Consider the following 20,126-nt stretch of genomic DNA (forward strand, 5'->3'; position numbering starts at 1 on the left):
AGTGCTTCTCGATGACGTCGGCTCCAAGCGCGGCGGCGGCGAGCGAGGCCAGGGCGTCCTCGGTATGGTCGCAGTAGCCCGTCGCGAGGCCGAAGCCGCTCCGGTAGACATCCATGACCGCCAGCTGCACCTGGTTGTCCGCCGTGGGATAGGCCGAAACCGTGTGCAGGAGCACGAGCCGTTCGTTGCCGGTTTCCTGAAAGGCCCGGACGGCCTCGTCCACCTGCTCCAGGGTGGCCACGCCCGTGGAGAGCATGAGCGCCGCGCCGCTTCGGCCCACGTCCCGGATGAGGTCCAGGCAGGTCAGGTCGTCGGATTCGATCTTGAAATAGTCGGCCCCCAGGCCGCGCACGTACTCCAGGTCCTCCCTGTCAGCGACCACGGCCGAGCACGCCAGGCCCTTGTCGGCGGCCAGAGCGAAGAGCCCGGCCAGCTCCGGGCGTGAAAACAGCAGCTCCCGGAGCTCCCCGTGCTCTTCGTCCCATGCCGCCACCTTGGGCTCGGGGCGTTCCCACTGGAACTTGACGGAATCGACCCCGAGACCGGCGGCGACTTCCACCATGCGGCGAGCGAGCCCGACGTCGCCCTGGTGGTTGATGCCGATCTCGCAGATGATGAAAGCGGGGCAGTCCCTGCCGACCAGGCGTCCCGCGATTTCGAAACGGTCTTTCATCCTCACGTCTCCTGCCGCACGTGGGCGTTGATGCTGGCCACCTCGGGGTGCGCGTCCAGCCAGGCCACCGCGTCCGCGAGCCGCACATAGCCCCGCCCGGGGTGGAGCGCCTCGTGGATGAGCGTCATGACGCGCAAGTCGTCCGGCTCGTCCACGGTCAGCCTGTAGGACCGCCTGAGTTCCAGCGGCGCCTGGAGCACGTTGGTCCGGAAGCGCTCCGGATGGGCGAGCGGATACTCGTCGATGTACTCCCTGTGGTAGGGGTCCACGGCCTCGGCATCGGCCCTGAGGAGGGCCTCCCGGCTCATGACGACCATGCCCAGGCCGCAGCCCTCGGGCATCTGCTCGGTATAGGTGAGCTCCGCGCCGTGTTCGAGGTGGCTGGCGAACATGTCCGAGATGTTCTCCGGACAGATGAGCGGGTTGTCTGCGGTGACGCGGACGAAGTGGTCCACGCCGTGCTCTTCGACCGCGGTCCGGAAGCGTTGCAGGCAGTCCTGCTCCTCGCCGACGCTCCACGACACGCCCAGCCGCCGGGCCTCCTCGACCACGGCGCGGTTGGCCTCGCCCCGCGCCGTGGCGAACACGATCATGTCGAGCCCGGCGACCCGGCGCAGACGGTCGGCGATGAGCTCGAGGATCGTCCTGCCGACGATGGTCCGCAGAACCTTCCCGGGCAGTCTCCGCGAGCCCATCCTCGCCTGGACGATGGCCGCCGTGCGCATGGCCTAGATCCTGCCCCAGAGGTTTTCGACCACGAACTTGGCGACCTCGTAGTCCAGGCGATAGTCCACGTCGAAGGAATGGATGCGGTCCTGCTCGATGCCCAGGGGGCGCGCGCCCAGGTAGTTGTAGACCCGGGGGTCGTCCAGGCAGGCGATCAGCTCGTCGCGCCGCAGCGCGTAGACGCTGCCGTCGGGGTAGAAACAGTCGTTGGGGAGCAACTGGCGGCGCGAGCAGTTGTTCTCGTGCAGGCGTTCCAGGTATCCCTCCTTGCCGATCCTGATCATCCAGTTGGGATGGATGGGGGCCTTGATCATGGTGATGACGCTTGTGGCCCCGGGGTTCTCGAAAAGGGTTCGGAGCACCCGGTCGGCCATGTCCTCCTGGCGCACGGGGATGGTCGCCTCCATGTAGAGGACCACGTCGTAGCGTTTCCCGTCCTGTTCCTCGCAGACGCCCAGGGTGTGCACCAGCGCCGACTCCATGCGGGAATCGTCCCGGGCCAGCTCGGCCGGACGCAGGACCACGTCCCCTCCGTCTTCCTGGACGACACGGGCAATGTCCAGGGCGTCGGTGGAGACCACGGCGCGGTCCACCAGGGAAGCGCGACGCGCGAAGTCGTAAGTGTGCAGGACCAGGGGACGCCCCGCGATGGGCATCAGATTCTTGCCGGGCAGGCCCTTGCTGCCCCCGCGCACGGGGACAATGGCCAGGACGTTGGGCTTGGTGTCGCTCACGGGCAGCACTCCGTAGGATTGATTGTTTCGGCCGTCGGCTCGGGCCTGGCGGCATGGATGTAGTAGGCGATGTCGCCCTCCCTGAGGAGGGAGGTTCCTTCCAGATGGTAGTAGGCGAAGATGTTCAAGATGCGGAAATGGCTCCGAAGGATGTCCAGGTAGTCCTGGGGCGTACCGATGACCTCCTTGCCGATGGGGTTCTCCGGAATGTTCAGCCCGAAGACGGCCTCTCCGCCCGGTGCGAGAACCCGTCGCACTTCCTCGAGAACCTCGTGGATGCGGGGGAGCACGAACCAGAGCACGCCCAGCCCGACCACTGCATCGAAGCTTCCGTCCGCCCAGGGCAGCCGTCCAGCGATGTCCGCCGTCTCGAAGCGCACTTCGGGGAAGCTCGCCCTGGCCTTTTCGACGCAGGTGGGAGAGATGTCCACGGCCGTCACATCCCCCAGGCCGCGCAGGACGTCGCTGAAATAGCCAAGCCCGCACCCCACGTCCAGGATGCGCAGGGGACGGGGCTTGCGCAGGCATTCCAGGACGAACCGGTACTGGATATTGTCCGTTTCGACCTGGTGGGGCCAGGGGCACTCGCACTCCCGGTACATGTCCTCGAACCGGTTGCGGAAGGTCCGGGTCTCGAAATCGTAGACGTAATCCAGATAGCCCTTGCTTCTAGCCATGGTCGCTCCCGGCTTGGTTGAATTTGTTGGAGCACTTCCTGCAAAACGGTACCTTGCGGCTGTCCTCGCCGATGGCCCTCCTGAGGGCCGACGCCTTGGCAGAGTTCCAGATTTCTTCCAGCGTCGAGTCCTTGAGTGAGCCCACGCACAGTTCGCCGTTGTAGTCGTTGCAGCACAGGCTGGCCTTGCCGTCGGAATTGATGGACAATTTCGTATGCACCTCGATGCAGCGCCCGCGTCCGGTCATGGCCTGACGAATGCGTTGCCTGGGCAGCAACGCCTGGACGTGCTCCAGATGGTCGAGCCGTTCCAGGGTGGTGAACCAGTGGCCCACCTCGTCGACCACGTCCTGCCAGAGGGCGCGGAAGACCTGGATCTGCTCGTCGGACTCGTCCAGGACGGTGGTGTTGACCACCACGTAGGGAAGAGGGCTGTCCCCGCGCAGGGACACGAACCTGCGGACCGTGGCGCGGAGCTCGTCGTAGCGGTTGTTGCGCCGCATGGCCTCGTACCCGGCCTTGTCCGTGCCCTGGAAGGAGAAGACGATGCTGTCCAGGCCCGCCTCCAGCAGCCCGCGCATGCGTGCTTCGTCCAGGAGCAGCCCGTTGGTGGTCAGGTGCGTGAGCAGCCCGAGACGCTTCGCCAGCGCAGCCAAGTCGAGGAAATCCGGATGGAGCAGGCTCTCGCCGTGGCCGATGAAGCGCACCCCCCGCACGCCGCGCGAGGCCTCGCGGAGCAAGGCGCGCACGGTCCCGGCCTCCAGGCTGGTGACAGGCCGACGCATGTCGTGGCGCCAGCACTGGAGGCAGTTCAGATTGCAGGCGTTGGTCAATTCCAGATCCAGGAGAACGGGCCAGGGCGTGGTCGCCAGGCGGTCCGCCTCCAGGTAGGCTTGGCTGTCGTAGATGTCTCGGAAGGGATTGCGTCTTTTCATGGTCATCCTCGTGCTGTCTCGGCGTCGTCCCGCCTGGCGTACACGGATACGTAGTTGCCGTAGAACGGCGGCGAGACCACGTCCTCCCGGCCGAGGAACAGGCGGCCGGCCTGCCTGACGAGGTCCACCATGTCCCTGAGGCTCTCGTAGCCCGTGCCGAAGTACGGCGAATAGCTGTACACCGGGCGCAGCCCGCACAGTTCGAGGAGCCGGACCAGGGTTTTGCGCGTGAAGAAATGGGTGTGGCCGTGGTCGAAGGAGCGCGTTCTGGCCTTGAAGATGCGCCCGCACAATCCCGAGGCGTTGTTGCTCATGCTCACGGCAAGGATGCCCGTCGGCTTCAGGAGGCGGCGCGCCGTCTCCAGCGTCCGCCGGGGATTCTCCGTATGATGCAGGGAGGCCCGAAAGGAGACGACGTCGAAGGAAGCGGGGGCGTAGTCCAACTCCTCCAAGAGTCCGAGCCGGACCTCGAACAGGCCGTGGCGTCGAACGAATTCCACGGCGGCCGGGGCCACGTCGCAGCCGTGCTTCTCCCATCCCTCGCCGAGAACGCGCAGGAATTTTCCGTTTCCGCAGCCCACGTCCAGGATCCTGCCCGGGGCCGTCAGCCGCTCCAGGACCCGGCGCTCCTGGAGACAGCTCTTCAACTGGGCCCCCTGGATCGCGGGCAACAGGTTGTGGCCTCCGAAAAAGTAGTCGTCGTTGTAGATGGACTCGTTCTTGACCGCCTGGTTCGTTTCCCGGGGCCAGACAAAGAGAAGGCCGCAACCCCGGCAGCGGACAAGGCGCATCCCCTTGGCCTGATCCCAGGGCTCCGGGTCGCTTCGTCCGCACAGGCAGCAGGCGGCCTTGTCCGCGATCTTGCCCGACACGCCCATCACGCTCTCCCGGCGGCAAGGTCGCGCAGCACGGCGGCGACCCGCTCGGCGCCCTGGCCGTCCACCGCCTCCCGGGCGGCCCGGGAGAGACGCGCCCGGCGCTCCGCGTCCGTGAGGAGGCTCTGCAGCGATCTGCCGAGGCTGGCGGCGTGCGGAGGGTCGGCGAAGCCCAGGTCCACCACGGCCCCGCGCGCGGCAAGGGCGGAGGAGGTCTCCGCCTCCCAGGGCTCGGCGCAGACCGCCAGTGTCGGGACGCCCACGCAGCACAGCTCGTGCAAGGTCACGCCGCCAGCCGAGACGGCGATGTCCATGCGCTCCATGAGGGAGGCCATGTCGGCCACACCGGTCAGGACGCGGACCTGGCAGGCGCAGCGTCGCGACTGCTCACGCAGCGCCGGAAGCCCGGCGAAACAGGGGCCTGCCACGAGCCAGACGGTGCTTCGGGGCGCGCACCGGGCGAGCGTCTCATCCACCGTGGAGAGCAGCGAGGGCATGAAGCCCCGGGTGTCGGCCCCCCCCTGGGTGAGCAGGATGTGCTCGCAATGTTCCCGGACCGGGCTGCGGCGCTTCCTGGCCTCCAGAAACTCCGTGCGGAGCGGCAGGAAACGCGGCCCGTGGAGCGCGTCGGGCACGGCGTAGAGGGGGTTGACGCGAAGGTCCGCCGCCACGCCCCCGGGGCCCGTGTCGTCCACGGTGACGACCACCCGCCCCGACTCGCGCGCCCGCCGGACGGCGCTGGGGGCTGTCTGCTGGCGGCTGAACACCACGACGCGCGGGGCGTCGGACTCCAGCATGCCCAGGGCCGACGAGAGGCTGGGGGCGTGGACGGCTTGAAAGCCCAGCCCGGCCAACAGGTCGCGGACTCCGCGCCGCCCCAGGGCGATGAAACGGACATCCTCGCCCCAGGCCTGAAGCGCTCGCGCCATGGGAACGACGGCGTACACATCCCCCATGCCCTTGGCCCTGCTGCCTTCCACGAGGAAGGCGTAGCTCATACATCCTCCCAGGTGACGGGCGAGTCCGCCTCGATGCGCCGGCGGGCAACGCGGCCCGGGACCAGCCCGGCGAAGCGCGGCGGGATGCCCGTACCGGGACGTTTGACGATGATGTCTTCGGCCCCGATGGACTCGCCGACCGCGATGTCCCTTCGGGCCAGAACGGACTTCCGGGTCTCCTGGCGCATCGCGAGTTCGCTTGCGGCGGGACGCTTGAGACCGTCGCCGAGAGCCGACTCCAGGCGGCGCAGGGTGGAGACGAGCCGGGCCATGTCCTGCGGTTCGTAGGAGAAATAGCAATCCGGCGCCGGGATGTCGCGCGAGAGGGTGTAGTGCTTCTCCACCACGCAGGCTCCCAGCGTGACCGCCGCGAGGGACGTGAAGTCCTCGCGGGAGTGGTCGGAATAGCCCACGAGCACTTTCAGGGCCTCCCGCATGGAGTCCACCGCGCGCAGGTTGGAGTTGGAGTAGTCGGTGATCGGATAATTGGACGTGCAGTGCAGGACCACGAGCTCGGGGTTCCCCGCCTGCTGGATGACGCGCACCGCGGCGTCCACTTCCCCCAGGTGGGCCATGCCCGTGGAGATGATCATGGGTTTGCCCTTGCGCGCGACGTATTCCAGGAAGGGAAGATTGGTCAGGTCGTCGGACCCCACCTTGTAGAGCATGACGCCGAGTTCCTCGAGCATGTCCGCGTCATCGTAGTAGCTGGGAGTGGAAAAGGCGATCAGCCCCCTGCGGGCCACGTGCTCGAACAGCGCGGCATGCTGCTCCCGGCTCATTTCGTAGCGCTTGAATTCGTCGTACTGGTTGGCAGAGCCCGCCTCGCTGGGGAAGAAGGTCTTCCGGGAGGCGATGGTTTCGGCCCGGAACGTCTGGAATTTGACGGCGTCGACTCCGGTGTCCGCCAGGGCGTCGATGGCCTGGAACGCCTCCTCCATGGTGTTGAAGTTGTAGCCGAGCTCCGCGATGACGAAGGTCCTGCCTGCACCGATGACGGCGTTGCCGATGGATATTGGCCTGGGCATGCTGTTGTTTCTCTTCATACAAGGTTCCTGTACCCGCACGCTCTGCACCGCTCGTCCCGTGAAACCTCACGCTTCTCGTGCATGCGCCGCAGCCTGTTGAGCTTCTCGCCTGTCCAGATTGAAGCGATGGAGTTCTCCTTCACGTTTCCGACCACATACTCGCCGTTGCATGGAACCGCCTCGCCGTCCCAAAGGATGGCAAGCCGCTGCCAGAGCTGCGAGCAAGGGTTATCAGAGTAGGTGGCCGAGTAGCGCGCGGAGTAACGCCCGTCTGCGGAGTAGTCTTCGGAGTCTGGATCGGCGTCCGGGGGGCGAGCGTACTCGTTGACGGTTACGATGTCCACGAGGGGCTTCCAATAACGGACAAAGGCCTCTGCCTCGTGCGCGTTGTCGCGCTGGAGCGTGAACTGGACGCGGACCAGGGGCAGGCGTGCGCGCCGCGACCGCTTGTAGGCCAGAAGGGCCTCGAGGTTTGCCATGACGACATCGTGGGAGGCCTTGCGCCTGATGGCCTCGAAGACCCCCCGGCTCAGTCCGTCCACCGAAACGATGATTTCGGCGACGCCGCAGTCTACCGCCCGACGGCCGTTCTCGGGCGTCAGGAGGGTGCCGTTGGTGAGAAAGGAGACGTCGGCCCTGGTCCTGGCGCAGACGTGCTCGAGCATCTCGAAGAAGCGCGGATGCATGAGGGGCTCTCCGGCATAGCTCAGCTTGATGCTCGGAATGCGCAGTTCCCGAGCCTGCTCCACGATGTCGAGGAACAGCTCGTGGCTCATGTTGCCGCGCGCCCGGGGATTGAACCTGTCCGAGCACATGATGCAGTCGAGATTGCACCGGCTGGAGGGCTCGATGATCAGATTCATGGGGGCGCGTCCGGCATAGTGAAAACGGGGAGCCAGGTGCCAGCGCAACCTGTACAGCCCGTAGAGGGGATTCCCCCGCGCGCGCAGCAGATGGTTTCGGAACTGCCGAAACATGCCCAGTTGCGGATGCCAGCCTACATTGGTTTTCACGCCGCCCGTCCGTTCAGATGAAGTTCCTGGTCTTGATGCGCGCCTGCTTGTCGAAGAGCACGTTGTACTTGGTCATGCGGCACTGGGGGCAATGGCCCGAACAGAAATCCGGATCGAGGAGCCGCGCCGCCTGGTATCGGCGTTCCTCTCCGCACCAGATGTCCCGGAACCGATCCTGGCGTATGTTGCCGACGGGAGGAAGCCAATCATGGATGTTGAGCCGACCGCAGATGAACACGTTGCCCGACGAACTGACGACCGAAGACAGGCTGTGCGAGAAGCACGGCAGCCCGCCGTTGCCCCGCCGGGCGTTCTCCTTCAGGGCCCCCAGGAGGACGGGGAACTGGTGGTATGTGAAGTCCCGCAGGTAGCTCATGTCCTGGTGCAGGCTCAGCCCGGGATGGTCCACCACGGGGCGTATGTGCAGGTAGCCGACATTGAGCCGCTGAAGCAGGAACACCAGGCTTTCCAGGTTGCGCCAATTCCTGTTCGTGAGCACATAGCCGATTCCCACCAGGGGACAGTGGGCGACCATGGTCCGTATGTTCTGGACCACGCGCTCGAATCCGTCCACCCCCTTGAGTTCCAGGAATTCCTTGGCGTTTCCGGCATCCAGGCTGACGCGGATCCACTCGAAGCGCGCCAGCGTCTCGGGCGGGAGAGGACGCAGGCCGTTGGTGATCAGGCCGACTCCAAGCCCCAGCCGGGAGATGTGCTCGACGATCGCCTCGAAGTCCGGGTGCAGCGTGGGCTCCCCTCCGCCTTCGATGACGACGCCCCGCGTGCCGTGGGCCTTGAGGTCCTCCGCCAGCCGCAGAACGGTCGCCGTGGGCAGGGTCGCGGACTCCTTTTCCCGCAGGGCCCGATCCGAACACCAGACGCAGTGCAGCTGGCAGCGATCCGTGAGCGACAACTCCACCGAGATGGGGTTGCTCAGGTCGACAGGGCGGCTGCCGGAGACGACATCCAGAATGTTGCCGCTCTTGGCGGGAAACAGCAGGAGCTTGTCCAGGCCGATCTCCTGGGCCTGCGAGCGGGCGTTGATCTCTGCCATGTGCGGGTTGCGGTCCAGAAGGTCTACGATTGCGGCCTCGTCCGCGGTTTCTCCCAGGCGTTGCACCACTTCCTTGACCAGCAGGTAGTCCCTGCGGATGTCCAGCGACAGCGAATAGCCCGGCCGACTCAAGGCGGAGCGCGATTCGTAGAGCCGGAACCTGTCCGGGTTCTGCTTGATGAACTGGGTGTGGAACTCGCGCTGGAAGGGGCTCAGGTTCTCGCCGCAGAGCTCTCGCAGCACGGAGGCGCGGACGATCTCGGCGCCCAGTCCGCGCACGATGCTGCCCTGGCATTCGCAGGTGGCCAGGTCGTAGTCGTCCTGGAGGACGCGCTCGATCATGAGGCCGACGTGAGCCGGGTCCAGGAGCGGATAGGCTCCGGGCACCTTGATCACATAGTCGGGATCGAGCTCCCGCACGGGAAGCATGGTGCGGGCCAAAACGTCGCGTTCATCGCCCCGGTAGGAGCGCAGGCCGAGTTTCTCGGCGAAGGCCGCCAGGCCGTTGTCCTTGGGCTGGTCCGAGGTGACGAGCACCGTTTCGTCCAGGCCCGGGACCAGGGAGAGCCTCCGCAGGAGCTCTTCCAGGCAGGTGTGCCCGTTCAACGGAAGCAAGGTGCGGTTCGCGTCGAAACGGGGGGACCAGGTATCCTGAATGATCGCCAGAAGGCTCATACGATTCCGTTAGATGAAGTTGACGTGCATGGGGGCTTCGTTCGCAGCCGCAAGTGTCGCCCCGTTGTGACGGACATCCCACAAACATTCGTTCACTTTGTGCTGCAGGCAGAGTGATCCGCACATTGTCCTTGCGTCGAACATGTCCGACGCAATGAGGCGCATGACCTCCCAGTATCGTTCACCCTGCCACAGCTCCTTGAATGTGCAGTCAACAATATTTCCTATGTGATACTTTTCGTAACGTTCGTTGAACAGCATGCCGCATGGAGCGACAAGACCGGATCCGGACATTTGAAGCATGAGTGGAGGTCCGTAGCATTGCGAATAAGATCTCTGGCCGCAGCTCATGATCTTGGACCACTTGGCTCGCACCAGATAGGACTCCGTCGACAGGGCCTCCGCCTCACGAAGCAATGGTTCGAGACTCGGATAGCCTCCGTAGTCCACGCCGATGCGCCCTTCCTCGTCATCGCTGCAATGCTTGATGACCAGGTAATCCGCCTCGAGCTCCCTGCCGAGACGCGCCAACGGCATGACTTGGTCGGCGAATTCCGGCATAAGCACCATCTGCAGCCCGATCGTCACGCCCAGCCCCCGCTCGCGCTTGATGCGCACGGCCTGCCGGACGGTCTCGGCCACCTTGTGGAAGCACTTCTCGGAGCAGCCGTGGATGGAAGAGTAGCGCCCGGGCTCTCCGGCGGAAATATTGAAACGCAGGTACGTAAGGGCGGGAAGGATCTCTTCGAGGCGCTCGTCCTTGAGGAGGTAGCCGTTTGTCCCGAGGGCCATGTCCAGACCATTGGCCTTGCCTTGCAGGATGGCGTCGTAGAGGTGCGGGCTGCAGGTGCTCTCGCCGTCGCTCACGAGGCTGACCGCCTTGACGCCGATTTCGGCCGCGTCGTCGAGAAAGCGGAGGATCACCTCCCGGGTCATCGGCCGTTCGAGGTTGCTCTGAAGCTGGCTGTAGCAGTAGACGCACTCGTAGGAGCATTTGCGCGTCAGGGCGCAGTCGATGGTGATGGGCGCCACACGCTCGCCGCGCAGGAGGGCTTCGACGCGCTCCTTGTGCCAGGCCAGCTTGTGGCCGTCGAGTATGATGTTCTGCATTCTGGGTCTCCCGGGTTCCCTACGGGCGAATGATCCGCCGGACTGCCGCGATGATGTCGTTTTTGTCAGGGTAGAACTCGGCCTCCAGGACCGCGCTCGCCGGGGCCGGCACATCGGGCAACCCGACCCTGGCCACCGGGGCCTTGAGGGCGTCGAAGAGTTCCTCGGCCGCGAAGGCGGCCACCTCGGCGGTCCAGCCGCCGAGCACGTTGCCGGTGTCGGCGGCTACGAGCCGCCCCGTCCGGGCAACGGACGCGGCCAGGGCCTCCCGGTCCATGGGCTTGATGCAGCGCATGTCCAGAACTTCCGCCTCGATTCCCTCCCGGGCCAGCTCCTCGGCGGCCGCCAGCGCTTCGTGGACCATGAGGGACACCGCGGCGACGGTCACGTCGCCGCCGGTGCGCCGCACCACGGCCCTTCCCAGCGCGAGGGTGTACATTTCCTCGGGAACATGCTCGCGCATGTCGTAGAGCCAGCGATGCTCCAGGAACATGACCGGGGCGTTGTCGGCAATGGAGGCCAGGAACAGGCCCTTGGCGTCAAAGGCCGTCGCCGGCATGACAACCTTGAGCCCCGGCACGTGCTGGAAGAGGCCCTGCAGGCTCTGCGAGTGTTGGGCTGCCGACCCCCATCCCCGCCCGATGACCGAACGCACCATCACCGGCGCGCTCTGGCGGCCGTCGAACATGTAGCGCCACTTGGCGGCGTGGTTGACGATCTGATCCATGGCAAGGAGCGTGAAGTCCACGCGGAGGTGCACCAGAACCGGCCGCATGCCGACCAAGGCGGCCCCCACGGCCGCCCCCATGCACGCGTTCTCGGCCAGGGGGAGGTCGAACACCCGTTCGCGCCCGAACTGTTCCTGGAGATTCAAGGTGGTCCCGAAGCTGCCTCCCGGGTCGTCCACACCTTCGCCCATAATGATGACGTTCGGATCCACCGCGAGAGCCTGGCGTTGCGCTTCGAGCAGCGCCTGACGATAGGTCAGGACACGGACATCGTCCACCGGCGCGGATGCGCCGAAACGTTCGGAGTCTGCCAGCAGTCTTGTCCAGGGCATGGTTCACCACACATTCTCATACGTGCTGGAGGGGGCCGGGAAGGGGCTTTCCTGGGCAAAGGCAAACGCAGCCTCCACCTCTTCGCCGACACGCCGCTCCGTCTCCATCCACAAGGCGTCCTTATCGGGGAGGGTGTCCCATTGGCTGGCCTTGAACGTCCTGATCGGACAGCATTCCTTCATGGCCGCAGGATCGGCATTGTAACGGAACTCCCGGTTGCCGTCGTATTCGGTGCCGACATGGTGCATCCACCGGAATGTCAGCGCCTCCACCAGGGAAGGCCCTTCCCCCCGCCGGGCCCGTGCAACCGCCGCCCTGGCGGCCTCCAGCACGGCCTTGGCATTGTTGCCGTCGACCCGAACCGAGGGGATGCCGTGCGGCTCGCCGAGCCTGAAGAGTTCGAGGCTCTTCCGGCGGCTCGACAGATGCGAGCAGGTGGCGAAAAAATTGTTCTCGATGACGAAGACCACCGGCAAAGCCTTGAGAGAGGCCAACGCCATGCTCTCGTAGAAGACGCCCTCGTCCGCCGCGCCGTCGCCGAGAAACGAAACGCTGACACGCTTGTCCATGCGGATTCGCGATGCAAGAGCCGCACCGACGGCCAGGGGAATGCCTCCCCCGACGATGCCCGTGGTTCCGCACACGCCCCGGGCGATGTCGATCACATGCATGGAGCCGCCCTTGCCCGAAGAGCAGCCGGTCGCCTTGCCGTACAACTCGGCCGCCAGCCGCCTCGCATCGCCGCCCTTGGCCAGGTAATGTCCGTGGCTGCGATGGTTGCTGAACACGTAGTCGTCCTGTTCGAGAGCCTGGCACACCCCTGCGGAGACAGCCTCCTGTCCGATACACAGATGGACCGGCGTCTTCATCTCCTGTCCCTTGTAGAGAGACACGACCTTCTCCTCGAAACGTCGGACGAGGAGCATTTTCCAGAGAAGGCCCTGCAAATCCTCCATGCCGAGCCTCGCTCCTCCGCGATCGAGTGATCCAGTGTCTTGGCACATGGCTTAAACGAAATCCTTTCCCGGATACATATCACTGTTTTTCACAAGTGACCCATATCTGCCTGAGTTCCATGAGCCCGTACTCAACGTCATTTCCTCGCTCATAATTGCGATGGATTGAATGACGCACACCAATCACCTTCAAACCTGCACGACCTGCAAGAGAGATTATCTCATCCTCCGTATAGCGTGCACCGATTCCAAAATAACGCGGACCGATTCCGAACACCTCGTCCCCAAGATATACATCAAACTTGCATCGACCACCTTGCTTTACGACGCGCCCCATCTCTTTGATGTAGTTATTGATGATCTGCTTGCTGTGGATATGCACGAACACGCCATGGGCGAACGCAAAATCAAGACTATCGTCCGCATACTGGCTCAGGGAACGCCCGTCCACCTGGGACACGGTGACGTTGGGCCTGTCGCGCAGGCGGTAACGGGCCTCCAGGTACCGGTGGGGAGAGGCATCCGCGCCATGCACCGTGCCGAAGTGATCGGCGAGCACGCCGAGCAGCCGCCCCATGCCGCAGCCGACCTCGAGAATGCTTTTGGATTGCGTCTCGCCGTCTCCGAGGAACGCGGCGTCGTCAAGCAGGAAATGCTGCACCTCCGAGCGGGCTGCGCGGTCATACGCATCGGGCGTGGACATGTGCGCATGGTCGACGACGGAATAACGCGTATCGAAAAGATTGTCCCGGTCCCAGCTCTTGCGCATGTTTACGATGAGCAAATAGTCAACGACATCGTCGCATGTAATATCCGGCTTGTTGATTGTATAGACCAGGCTGCGAATTCCTGAAAAACTCTCGGTGGACTCCAGCCGGAGCCCGGAGAATGCCTCGGAGAAAGGATCGAACCCTGCGCCTGGCCAGGCAAGAGGCGCCTCGAAGAAGTTGACCCTGAAGTACCCGGGGTTCTGCTTCATGAACGCGGCATACGAATCAGCCTTGCGGACCATTTCTTCAAGCCCGTTGTGACCCAGCATCCCGGTATTGGCCATGCTGTGGTACAGGCTCAGGCTCTTCCTGCTGACAACCACCGGGACGAGGGGCGACGGCAGATTGTGGCAGAAGGTCATGTCCGCGCCTTCGGCAAGGTGGCTCTCGATCATCTCGTCGCAGAAATGAAGCGATGTCAAGGGATTGAGCACATCGACATCGATCACGTGGTCGAGATCGAACTGCCGGGCCGCCCGGAGAAGCCGCGCGCCGTACTCCCTGTCTCCGATGAAGAATTCGAACCCGTGGGAAGTGACGAGCTCCTTGAGACGGTCGCTCAGCAACTGAAGGTTCCAGAAGCCTTGAGCGAAAATTTTCAAGGCATCGGGGTGGCGCCTGGAGATGTTCGCGAGCAGGTGCTCCAGGAAGGTGGTGTTGCCCAGGCTCCCCATGGGGAGGGAGTCGGGGAAAATCTGGGCGCTGTTGACCACGATGCCTACGTTCTTATGCTTCATTTGAATCCTCGCTGGTGTTCTTCATCCGGCAACGCCCCCCTCGGGGGAGGTGTAAAGGTCTTCCACGGTTTCAAGCTTGGAGTGGAGATCGTGCCGCTCCCTGTAGGCGAGCACGTTTCGCCGCATGCGCCCTCGGTCGACCCCTTCCAGGATCCTTCGGAGGGAAGGGACATCCTGCGGCCCGACCACCAGTCCCAGTCCATTTTCCCGAACCAGTCGCGCCACGCAGGTGAAACGGTCGCTGACCAGCACCGGCAAGCCCGCCTCCAGGTAGCCGAAGAATTTCGTCGGCATGATGTACGCTAGGTGTTCCGGTTTCACCGTCGTGTCGTCGGGGAACATGTAGAGCATGCTTCCGAAATCCATGGAAGCGATCCTCCTCGGCAACTCTTCCGGGCCGCTGCCCTGGTGCAGATGAAAGCCCGGAATGCGCGCGGCCAGATACTCGTAGTCCCAGAAGACCCCCCGCTGCTGATTCCCCTGGTAGGGGTTCAACAGCACGTGCAGTTCGAGGCCCTGACCCGTCAGCACCCGGACGAGCTTCAGGAGTTTCACGTCTCCGAACGGTTGTTCCGGAAAGTGCGACGGGTTGAGCGTTCCTGCGAAGACGATGCGGACGGGTCCGTCCTCCGGCGGTTCGGCCCGGGCGAAAAACTCCGGCAGGGGATGGGAATGGAAATGCACATGCCGGCACGGTTTGGTGACGCCGTCCAGAAGAAGGGGCGCGCTCCCCTGCGCGTAGTTGAGGATCGCCGCGTCGCTCGAGGAGAAAAGGCGCTCCACGCAGGTTTGGTCTTCGTGATGGGAACCGTTCCCGAACAGCGTGTCGTGTTCCTCGGGTTCGAAGAGCATCCGAGGCATGTCGTTGAACTCGATGATGAACCGGCAACGGGCGCTGAGCTGAGCGGCCGCGGCGAAGACATGCAGGTTCAGCCATCCCTGGAAGTGGACGGCCCTGTACGGGAGCGCCGCGATCAGCCTGTAGAAGAGGCTCAGGTCTCCGTGGGCGTGCAGCGTAAGGTCGAAGTGCCCCCCCTTGTGGGCGTGGTTTCCCGGATTGAGGCAGAGGAACGCGGTCTTGTGCCCTCGCCCGCGGAGGGCCAGGCTCAGCCGGTTGAAGTTGAAATAGGTGTAGATGCCCGCGAAGAGGATGACCCCCCCGGGAGGACCCAGCGCGGCAAGGCGTTCCTTGGCCTCGTCCAGCAGGGCCTGGGCGGCGGCTTCGTACTCCGGCCGCAAGGATTCCGGCGTCTCGAAGGGCAGCCCGCAAGGGGGGACGAGTTCCAGACGGACGAACTTCTCCGTCGGCCAGTGCCTCGGCAGGGCCGCGGCATCGAGGACCAGCAACGCGTCCGCCTCCGAGGGGTCGCTCTCCGACGGCCGGCGCACGGGGAGGATCGTCCGGCCCTGGCCGAGCATGGCCGAGCCCCCTGCCGGATCGAGCACGAAGGGGATGCGGAAGGAGTCCAGGAGTCCCGCGCGAAGCAGCTCCTCCAGAAGCGGCGGCCTGCCCGCCACCGCCAGGCGGGAGACGCCCTGAGCGGCAAGCTCCGCAAGGAGGCGGCACGACGTATGGAAATGCATACGCCCAGCGACCGTTGCCTGTGCTGCGGGAGCGCAGACCTCGCGGGCCCGCCTGCGCAAGGCGTCGTAGAGGTCCGGGTGGGTGGTGCGCAGGGCCTCCAGCGTCATCGGCACACCTCCTCGAAAGGGGCCTCCCGGCAGGGAAGGCGAAGCTCCGGGGGCAAGACGAAACGCAGGGGCAGCCCAGCCAGCCTGTCGGCGATGCTCCGGGCCGTCGGGAAGGGGAAGGCCAGCAGGACATCCGCGCCGCCAGGAGCCTGCGCGGGGAAATACACGGGCCTGCCGAGGAATTCCCTTCCTGCCCTGGCCGGATCCTCATCCACGAAAAAATCCGCCCCGTCGCCATGGACTGAAGAGACCCACACCCCGGCGTTGGCCACGCCGAACACCCCGAAGGCACCCGCCCCGATTGAGCGCGCCTTCCAGGCGTACGCATCGAGCCAGCCGAGGATGGCCTCCACGGAACTCCGCACGCACTCGCGCCCCGCCCCTCCCTCTTCCGGCCGCCTGCCGCCCGGGCGGGCCACCACGACGAGCTCCTTGGGGATGAGCTCCTCGGAGAGGACGAGCGGCCGGAAACCCGTCCGGTCCAGCAGGGCCTCGACCGCGTCTTTGGAAAAGTGGCTGCAATGGTCCGCCACGAGCAGATCGAAGGGGTTGTCCGGAAAGTATGGCACGTTCAGGAGCAGAACCCCTTCCGGGGCAAGCCGCCTCCGGGCCTCCGAAAGGATATCCGCCGGCCCGACGATGTGCTCGAGGCAATGGTTCACGACGATGACGTCGAAGACCGCCTCGACGTTGTCCAGGGGGCAGCAGAAGAAGTCCGCCCCTCCGGGGACGGACCGGATGTCGGCCTCGTACCTGGAGTTGGCCTCCAGACCGGCGAGACGCCACCCGGGGTACGTTTCGGCGAAGGCCCGCAGGAAGTGGCCCGCGCCACACCCCAGGTCAAGCAGTCGGCCGGATTCCGGGAGATGCGCCGCCCGCCGCAGGTGTTCGAGGACGAGCCGGGAACGGGGCCGGGAGTTTCCCGAGAGTTGGTCGAAGATGCGCTGCTCGCTCCCGTCTCCCTGCGCATAGAGACAATAGCTGTCGAAGATGACCTTGCACTCCCGGGCGAAATGCCCGTCAGCCACCTTCTGCACCAGGCCGCAAGCCGGGCAAAACGCCATCCGGCCGCCGGCCGGCCAGGGCCGGCAATCGGAGGTGACCCGGACAAGCCGACCGAATTCCGCGAACTCGTGGAGTCCGTCGTGTCGGCAGGAATGGCAGCGTCCAGACATGCTCTTTCCCCGCCCTGCTCAGCGGAGCAGGCCGCGCACCAGGGCGGCCGCCCGGTCTGCGGTGAGGCCGTATCGCGCCAGCAGGTCCTGCTGGGAGCCGTAGTCGTCCGGGAACGCGTCCGGCAGCCCGAACCTTCGGAAGCGCCTGCCGTCGCCTAGGCCTGCCTCCAGCAGGGTAAGGGCCGCAGCTTCCCCCAGGCCGCCGGAGGGCACGTGCTCCTCCACGGCCACCACCACCCGCGTCGGCTCCGCCGAGGCCAGGAGGGCCTCGGCGTCCAACGGCTTGACCGTGGGCATGTGGAGCACGCCGGCCCCTATGCCCTCGGCCGCGAGAAGCTCCGAGGCGGCCAGCGCGATCTGGGCGCCCACGCCGGTGGTGACGAACAGCGCGTCGGCGCCCTGACGCAGCGTGCGCGCCCGGCCGATACGCAGCGGAGCGGCCGATCCGGTGACGACGGGGTCCCCGCCTCTGCCCAGACGGATGTAGATCGGGCCCTCCCAGTCCAGGGTCAGGGGCATGAAGGCAGCCATTTCCAGGGCATCGGCCGGCGCGAAAACGGTCATGTTGGGCAACGCGCTCATGAGGGCGATGTCCTCCACCGCCATGTGCGTGGGGCCCTGGGCCGCGTAGACCAGCCCGCCTCCGTTGCCTATGAGCCGGACGTTGGCCCTGTGCAGGCAGACGTCCACGGCGATCTGCTCGTAGGCCCGGCGCGTCAGGAAGGTGGCGATCGTGTTCACGAAGGGCACCCAACCCTCCATGGCCAGGCCGGCCGCCATGCCCACCACGTTGGCCTCGCTGACGCCCTCCATGAAGAACCGCTCCGGGATGGCCCTGCGGAACTCGTCCAGGACGCCGTACCCCAGATCGGAGCCGATGAAACAGACTCTGCCGTCCGCCCGGGCCAGTTCGAGGATCATGTCCAGACAGGCCTTGCGCATCACCTCTCCTCCAGGGCAGCGAGCATGTCCCTCAGGTCACCGTCGGGAATCTGGCCCCGGTGGTGCCAGGAGGGGTCGTTTTCCATAAAGGGGATCCCCTTGCCCTTGACCGTGTGGCAGATGACCGCCGAGGGTCTGCCGGGTTTGAACGGCAGCCCCAGCAGGAGTTCCCGGAGGGCGGCGGGGTCGTGTCCGTCGGCTTCGCGGACCTCGAAGCCGAAGCTGGCCCATTTGTCCGCGAAGGGGGCCAGGTCGAGGATGTCCCTCACCGGGCCGTAGGACTGGAGCTTGTTGTGGTCCACCAGCACGCACAGGTTGTCCAGGCCGTGTTTCGAGGCGCAGAGCGCCGCCTCCCACACGGAGCCTTCGTTGCACTCCCCATCGCCCAGCACGGTGAAGACCCGGAAGCCGACGCCGCCCATCCGGGCGCTCAGGGCGAAGCCGACGGAAACGGACAGACCGTGTCCGAGGCTGCCCGTGGACACTTCCACCCCGGGCACCTTGTTGCGTTCCGGGTGTCCGCCCAGGAAGCAGCCGGGCCTGTACAGGCCGCACAGGGCTTCGGGCGCGAAATAGCCCTTGTCGGCAAGCAGGACGTACAACGCGAGACAGCCGTGCCCCTTGCTCAGCACGAAGCGATCCCTCCCCGGCCAGGCAGGATCCCGGGGGTCGTGACGAAGGATGTCGTCGTAGAGGACTCGGAGTATCTCGACGAGCGACATCGCGGACCCGAGATGCCCCTGACGGCAGGATTCGACCACTCGGACGATCCGCCTTCGCAGGTCACGGGAACGGCCGTCGAGGGGGACGCCCCCTTCAGTCGGCGCGGGGAATGGGGTCTTTGTCATTGGACACCTTGTCCAGCGCGGCCTTGGACTGGCCTGCCGGTCGGTAAACATGTTGCTGCGGGACGCAGGCGCAGCCTCGGAACCGGGGCCGTGCGCGGAAGCCCTCCGCCCTGGCGTCGAGACGGGCATGGCCTCACGGACGCCCCCCGTCGTAAACCTGCGCGAGCGTCGGCAGGAGGGTTTCCAGGGCGTTGCTTTCGCGGAATGCCCGCACGTTGCGCCGAAGGGACGCCAGGTCGGCCTGCTCCAACAGGGAGGGCAATTCGTGGAGCCGGTCGAGGCGGTAGATGACGCCCAGGCCGTAGCGTTCGACGAACTCGCAGATGTACTCAAGAGCGTCATAGACGAGAAGCGGCAGACCGGCCTCGAAATAACTGAAAATCTTCGTCGACATGTTGTAGGTGTAGGCCTCCGTCCGGTAGGACGAAATGGCTTTCTGGTCGTAGAGCAGGCCCAGGTGGTAGCCAGCGATGCGCCCGGGCAGGCGGTGGAACGGCACCCCCTTCTCGAAGCTGAAGTGCGGATACGTCCGCTGGAGATCGTAGTATCGGGCCTGGTCCTCCCAGTGCATCTCCCGGGCGTTCTGGTTGGCGAGAAACGTCAGCGACAGGTTCTTCCCCGCCGTTTCCGTGATGATCGGGTCCATGATCATGTGCTCGTGCCCGTGTCGCACGGCGGCGTGATAGGGCATGATGCCCCCCGCGTAGACGATGCGGAACGGAGGCGGCGGCGGCGGCGGGCTGTCCTCGAAGAGTTCGCGCATGGGAAGGCAGTGGGTCAGGAAGTCCGGGACGTCCAGGCCCCACTCCGCCCGGAGCTGGTCCAACGCGGCGGGGGGCATCTTGTGCGTCAGGGCTTGAGCCCGCCCCAGGACGGCGCGTTCCAGCCTGCATTCCACGAGTCCCTGGTCGCGCCGCATGAAGCAGTTGGTGTCGTTGACATCCACCACGACCCGGACCTCCGGGCAGGCCTCCAGGACCACCGCTCCCAACAGCGACGGCTGGATGCAGGCGGCGACCGCAGACGGCGCTGCGGAGCGCAGCATGGACAGGAGCTCCTCGTAGCTCTCCACTTCGTAGGCCTCGTCGAACCAGGAATCGATCTCCAGGTCGTCCCGGATGCAGCAGGCCAGGAGGGTGGTGTGGTGCTCGCCGCCGCGCCTGAGGGCCACGCTCTTCTTGATGGTGCTCGGATAGGCGTAATAACAGACGAAGACCACATGCCGCTTGCCGTCCACCTCCGCCTCGCCCAGATGCGCGGGCGCGTCGCGGCGCGAGAGGGTCCCCCTGCCGCGCGGCATCTCACCGGCCAGGGCCTGCTCCACGTGGGTCGCCAGGTCTTCGGGAAGCCACGCGAACCTTCCCGAGCGTCCCTCCCCGGCGGGGCATGGCGCGGCGTGTTCCCCGGGTGCTCCCGGAGCGGATGCGTCAATCATTGCGATGCAACTC

The 20,126-nt window shown here is 65.5% G+C and carries 19 protein-coding genes; all 19 read right to left on the bottom strand.

Annotation, left to right across the window (positions count from 1 at the left end; genetic code table 11):
* The coding region (locus ACV4UX_RS05850; RefSeq protein ID WP_491592382.1) for an N-acetylneuraminate synthase family protein at positions 1 to 673 on the bottom strand (673 nt) is incomplete at its 3' end.
* Between the two features lie 2 nt (positions 674 to 675).
* The gene (locus tag ACV4UX_RS05855) at positions 676 to 1,398 is read right to left on the bottom strand and encodes a cytidylyltransferase domain-containing protein (protein ID WP_491592383.1); all 723 of its coding nucleotides are present in this window, start codon (positions 1,396 to 1,398) and stop codon (positions 676 to 678) included.
* 3 nt (positions 1,399 to 1,401) lie between these two features.
* Entirely contained in the window at positions 1,402 to 2,133 is a 732-nt protein-coding gene (locus ACV4UX_RS05860) for an acylneuraminate cytidylyltransferase family protein (protein WP_491592384.1), read from the bottom strand.
* Complete coding sequence (locus ACV4UX_RS05865) at positions 2,130 to 2,810, bottom strand: class I SAM-dependent methyltransferase (RefSeq protein WP_491592385.1); 681 nt, start codon at positions 2,808 to 2,810, stop codon at positions 2,130 to 2,132. Before ACV4UX_RS05865 ends, ACV4UX_RS05860 begins: the two co-directional genes overlap by 4 nt.
* Positions 2,803 to 3,744 (bottom strand): radical SAM/SPASM domain-containing protein, encoded by a 942-nt coding sequence (locus tag ACV4UX_RS05870; protein WP_491592386.1) that lies wholly within the window; start codon positions 3,742 to 3,744, stop codon positions 2,803 to 2,805. The genes ACV4UX_RS05865 and ACV4UX_RS05870 overlap by 8 nt, the downstream gene beginning before the upstream one ends.
* Before the next feature lie 2 nt (positions 3,745 to 3,746).
* The gene (locus ACV4UX_RS05875) at positions 3,747 to 4,622 is read right to left on the bottom strand and encodes a methyltransferase domain-containing protein (RefSeq protein ID WP_491592387.1); all 876 of its coding nucleotides are present in this window, start codon (positions 4,620 to 4,622) and stop codon (positions 3,747 to 3,749) included.
* Entirely contained in the window at positions 4,622 to 5,617 is a 996-nt protein-coding gene (locus ACV4UX_RS05880; RefSeq protein WP_491592388.1) for a hypothetical protein, read from the bottom strand. Before ACV4UX_RS05880 ends, ACV4UX_RS05875 begins: the two co-directional genes overlap by 1 nt.
* Entirely contained in the window at positions 5,614 to 6,663 is a 1,050-nt protein-coding gene (locus ACV4UX_RS05885) for an N-acetylneuraminate synthase family protein (protein ID WP_491592389.1), read from the bottom strand. The genes ACV4UX_RS05880 and ACV4UX_RS05885 overlap by 4 nt, the downstream gene beginning before the upstream one ends.
* On the bottom strand, positions 6,660 to 7,508 hold the full coding sequence (locus ACV4UX_RS05890) for a radical SAM protein (protein WP_491592390.1): 849 nt from the start codon (positions 7,506 to 7,508) through the stop codon (positions 6,660 to 6,662). The genes ACV4UX_RS05885 and ACV4UX_RS05890 overlap by 4 nt, the downstream gene beginning before the upstream one ends.
* A 163-nt stretch (positions 7,509 to 7,671) precedes the next feature.
* Positions 7,672 to 9,387 (bottom strand): radical SAM protein, encoded by a 1,716-nt coding sequence (locus ACV4UX_RS05895; protein WP_491592391.1) that lies wholly within the window; start codon positions 9,385 to 9,387, stop codon positions 7,672 to 7,674.
* 9 nt (positions 9,388 to 9,396) lie between these two features.
* On the bottom strand, positions 9,397 to 10,497 hold the full coding sequence (locus ACV4UX_RS05900) for a radical SAM/SPASM domain-containing protein (RefSeq protein ID WP_491592392.1): 1,101 nt from the start codon (positions 10,495 to 10,497) through the stop codon (positions 9,397 to 9,399).
* 19 nt (positions 10,498 to 10,516) lie between these two features.
* Positions 10,517 to 11,557, bottom strand: coding sequence for an alpha-ketoacid dehydrogenase subunit beta (locus tag ACV4UX_RS05905; RefSeq protein WP_491592393.1), 1,041 nt, complete (start codon positions 11,555 to 11,557; stop codon positions 10,517 to 10,519).
* Positions 11,558 to 11,560: 3 nt separating this feature from the next.
* Complete coding sequence (locus tag ACV4UX_RS05910) at positions 11,561 to 12,514, bottom strand: thiamine pyrophosphate-dependent dehydrogenase E1 component subunit alpha (protein ID WP_491592394.1); 954 nt, start codon at positions 12,512 to 12,514, stop codon at positions 11,561 to 11,563.
* Between the two features lie 79 nt (positions 12,515 to 12,593).
* A complete protein-coding gene (locus tag ACV4UX_RS05915) occupies positions 12,594 to 14,021 on the bottom strand; it encodes a methyltransferase domain-containing protein (RefSeq protein ID WP_491592395.1) in 1,428 nt (475 codons plus the stop codon).
* A 21-nt stretch (positions 14,022 to 14,042) separates the two neighbouring features.
* Positions 14,043 to 15,713, bottom strand: a complete 1,671-nt coding sequence (locus tag ACV4UX_RS05920; protein WP_491592396.1) for a glycosyltransferase family protein — start codon at positions 15,711 to 15,713, stop codon at positions 14,043 to 14,045.
* Complete coding sequence (locus ACV4UX_RS05925; RefSeq protein WP_491592397.1) at positions 15,710 to 16,750, bottom strand: class I SAM-dependent methyltransferase; 1,041 nt, start codon at positions 16,748 to 16,750, stop codon at positions 15,710 to 15,712. The genes ACV4UX_RS05920 and ACV4UX_RS05925 overlap by 4 nt, the downstream gene beginning before the upstream one ends.
* A 156-nt stretch (positions 16,751 to 16,906) precedes the next feature.
* Positions 16,907 to 17,830, bottom strand: a complete 924-nt coding sequence (locus tag ACV4UX_RS05930; RefSeq protein WP_491592398.1) for a transketolase family protein — start codon at positions 17,828 to 17,830, stop codon at positions 16,907 to 16,909.
* The gene (locus ACV4UX_RS05935) at positions 17,830 to 18,807 is read right to left on the bottom strand and encodes a transketolase (protein WP_491592399.1); all 978 of its coding nucleotides are present in this window, start codon (positions 18,805 to 18,807) and stop codon (positions 17,830 to 17,832) included. Before ACV4UX_RS05935 ends, ACV4UX_RS05930 begins: the two co-directional genes overlap by 1 nt.
* 4 nt (positions 18,808 to 18,811) lie before the next feature.
* Entirely contained in the window at positions 18,812 to 20,113 is a 1,302-nt protein-coding gene (locus ACV4UX_RS05940; RefSeq protein WP_491592400.1) for a glycosyltransferase, read from the bottom strand.
* Positions 20,114 to 20,126 lie beyond the last annotated feature (13 nt).

The sequence above is a fragment of the Fundidesulfovibrio sp. genome (assembly GCF_058402725.1).